Source organism: Aeromicrobium sp. PFPM2_SD2 (genome assembly GCF_057364525.1).
Genome location: NZ_JBNFNZ010000286.1, coordinates 1 through 3,362, shown reverse-complemented (window position 1 = coordinate 3,362; position 3,362 = coordinate 1). Strand labels below are relative to the sequence as shown.

Sequence of the window (3,362 nt, the reverse complement as noted above, 5' to 3'; positions counted from 1 at the left end):
CCCTGCTCGTCCCGCTCGCCGTCCGGACGGTGGGCCGGGCGTACGAGACCGGGGACGCCCTCGCCGCCCGCGGTCTGGGCGACGACTGAGCTGACGGTCGGCCACCGCCAGGAGAGCCCGACGCCCCCAGGACCGCAGGCCTGGGGCCTCGGTCTACCTGGGCCCAGGTAGACCCGACCGCCCGACGAGACCGACACCGACGCCCGCGGACGCGCGAGGCCCCGGCCCTCGGACGGATCCGAGCGGGGCCCTGCAGGCGACGTCAGGCCAGGGAGGCGAGCGCCTCGTTCAGCGTCGCGGACGGACGCATGACCGCGTCGGCCTTGGCCGGGTCGGGCTGGAAGTAGCCGCCGATCTCGGCCGGGCTGCCCTGGACGGCGAGCAGCTCGCCGACGATCGTCTCCTCCTGCTCGGCCAGCTTCTCGGCCAGCGGGCCGAAGGTCGCGGCCAGCTCGGCGTCCTTCGTCTGCTGGGCCAGCTCCTGGGCCCAGTACAGCGCCAGGTAGAAGTGGCTGCCGCGGTTGTCGATCGTGCCCAGCTTGCGGCCCGGCGACTTGTTCTCGTCCAGGAAGGTGCCGGTCGCGGCGTCCAGCGTGTCCGCGAGCACCTGCGCGCGGTCGTTGCCGGTCGTCGTGGCCAGGTGCTCGAAGCTGACCGCGAGGGCCAGGAACTCGCCCAGGCTGTCCCAGCGCAGGTAGTTCTCCTTCACCAGCTGCTGGACGTGCTTGGGCGCCGAGCCGCCGGCGCCGGTCTCGAACAGGCCGCCGCCGTTGATGAGCGGGACGACCGACAGCATCTTGGCCGACGTGCCGAGCTCGAGGATCGGGAACAGATCGGTCAGGTAGTCGCGCAGCACGTTGCCGGTCACCGAGATGGTGTTCTCGCCGCGGCGGATGCGCTCGATGCTGAGCTTGGTCGCCTCGACGGGGCTCAGGATGCGGATGTCCAGGCCCTCGGTGTCGTGCTCGGGCAGGTAGGCGTTGACCTTGGCGATGAGGTTCGCGTCGTGGGCCCGGTTCTCGTCGAGCCAGAACACGACCGGGTCGCCGGTGGCGCGGCCCCGGGTGACGGCCAGCTTGACCCAGTCGCGGATCGGGACGTCCTTGGTCTGGCAGGCGCGCCAGATGTCACCGCGCTTGACCTCGTGCTCGGTGAGCGTCTCGCCCGCCGCGTTCACGATGCGCACGACGCCGTCGGTCTCGATCTCGAACGTCTTGTCGTGCGAGCCGTACTCCTCGGCCTTCTGCGCCATGAGGCCGACGTTCGGGACGGTGCCCATCGTGGCCGGGTCGTAGGCGCCGTTCGCCTTGCAGTCGTCGATGACGGCCTGGTAGACGCCGGCGTAGGAGCTGTCCGGGATGACCGCCAGGGTGTCCTGCTGCTCGCCCCGGGCGTTCCACATCTGGCCCGACGTGCGGATCATCGCCGGCATGGAGGCGTCGACGATGACGTCGCTGGGGACGTGCAGGTTGGTGATGCCCTTGTCGGAGTCGACCATGGCCAGGGCCGGGCCCTCGCTCAGGCCGCGCTCGAAGGCGGCCTTGACCTCGGCGCCGTTCGGCAGCGCGTCCAGGCCCTTGAGGATGCCGCCCAGGCCGTCGTTCGGGCTCAGGCCCGCGGCCTTGAGGTCGTCGCCGTAGGTCGCGAAGACGTCGGCGAAGTAGGCGCGCACCGCGTGGCCGAAGATGATCGGGTCCGAGACCTTCATCATCGTGGCCTTGAGGTGGACCGAGAGCAGGACGCCGGCCTCCTGGGCCGCCTTCACCTGCTCGGCCAGGAAGGCGTTGAGCGCGGCGGCGTCCATGCGGGTGGCGTCGACGACCTCGCCCTCGAGCACCGTCAGGCCGTCCTTGAGCACCGTGGTGGTGCCGTCGGCGGCGACGTGCTCGATGCGCAAGGTGTCGTCGGCGGGCAGGACGACCGACTGCTCGTTGCTGGCGAAGTCGTCGTGGCCCATCGTGGCGACGCGGGTCTTGCTGTCGGCGCTCCAGGCGCCCATCGAGTGCGGGTGCTTGCGCGCGTAGCTCTTGACCGACGCGGGCGCGCGGCGGTCGGAGTTGCCCTCGCGCAGGACCGGGTTCACGGCCGAGCCCTTGACCTTGTCGTAGCGGGCGCGGACGTCGCGCTCCTCGTCGGTCTGCGGGTCCTCGGGGTAGGCCGGCAGGTCGTAGCCCTGCTCCTGCAGCTCGGCGATGGCCGCCTTGAGCTGCGGCACCGACGCCGAGATGTTGGGCAGCTTGATGATGTTGGCCTCGGGACGCTTGGCCAGCTCGCCGAGCTCGGCCAGGGCGTCGTCGATCCGCTGCTCGGCGGTCAGGCGCTCGGGGAACTGGGAGATGATGCGGCCGGCGAGCGAGATGTCGCGGGTCTCGACGTCCACACCGGCCTGCGAGGCGTACGCCTTGATGATCGGCAGGAAGGAGTACGTCGCGAGCGCAGGCGCCTCGTCGGTGTGCGTGTAGATGATCGTCGAGTCGGTCACGGGTGCTCCGTTTCGTCGGGTGCAGGACCACAAGATTGTTTGACGTCAAGATAATCTCACGCGCTCGACGTCGCGACCGACGCTACCCCTGCGCCGCCGCGGCGCCCCCCCGGGACGTGACGGCGATCACCTAGGATGCCGGTCATGGCCGACGGACTGCGCACCCTGGTCGTCGACGACGAGCGACCCGTGCTCGACGAGCTCGTCTGGCTGCTCGAGCGCGACCCGCGCATCGGCGAGATCTGCGCCGTGCAGTCCGGCGTGGACGCGCTGCGGCTGCTCGAGCCCGGCGGCGTCGACCTGGTCTTCCTCGACATCGCGATGCCCGGGCTCAGCGGGCTGGAGCTCGCGCGCCTGCTCGGCCGGTTCGCCGAGCGTCCGCGCATCGTCTTCGTCACCGCCCACGACGAGCACGCGGTGGACGCCTTCGAGCTCGGCGTCGTCGACTACCTGCTCAAGCCGGTGCGCGAGGAGCGGCTGGCCGAGAGCGTCCGGCGCGCCACGGAGTCCGCGGCCCCCAGCGACGAGGACGACCCGACCATCGCGGTCGAGCTGGCCGGCGTCACCCGCTTCGTGCGGCGCTCGTCGGTGGCCTACGTCGAGGCCCACGGCGACTACGTCCGGCTGCACACCACCGACGGCGCCGACCACCTCGTCCGCGTGCCGCTGACCACCCTGGCCGAGCAGTGGGCCGACGCCGGGTTCGTGCGCGTCCACCGCAGCCACCTGGTCGCGCTGCGGCACGTCACCGAGCTGCGCCAGCGCGACGGACGCTGCTCGGTCGTCGTCGACACCGGCGCCCGCACGACCGAGATCGGCGTCGCCCGCCGGCACACCCGGGCGCTGCGCGAGCTCGTCGCCGGGCCGGGCCGATGAGCGA

General features: G+C 71.6%; 2 protein-coding genes. One reads left to right on the top strand and one right to left on the bottom strand.

The genetic code is table 11. From position 1 onward, the window contains the following. Window positions 1–262 precede the first annotated feature (262 nt). Window positions 263–2,482, bottom strand: a complete 2,220-nt coding sequence (locus AC2W7G_RS12190) for an NADP-dependent isocitrate dehydrogenase (RefSeq protein WP_485868677.1) — start codon at window positions 2,480–2,482, stop codon at window positions 263–265. Window positions 2,483–2,626: 144 nt separating this feature from the next. Between AC2W7G_RS12190 and AC2W7G_RS12185 the strand changes: the two genes are divergently transcribed. Beyond that, window positions 2,627–3,358 carry a LytR/AlgR family response regulator transcription factor gene (locus AC2W7G_RS12185; RefSeq protein WP_485868676.1) on the top strand — a complete coding sequence of 244 codons (732 nt, stop codon included), beginning with the start codon at window positions 2,627–2,629 and terminating at the stop codon, window positions 3,356–3,358. Window positions 3,359–3,362 lie beyond the last annotated feature (4 nt).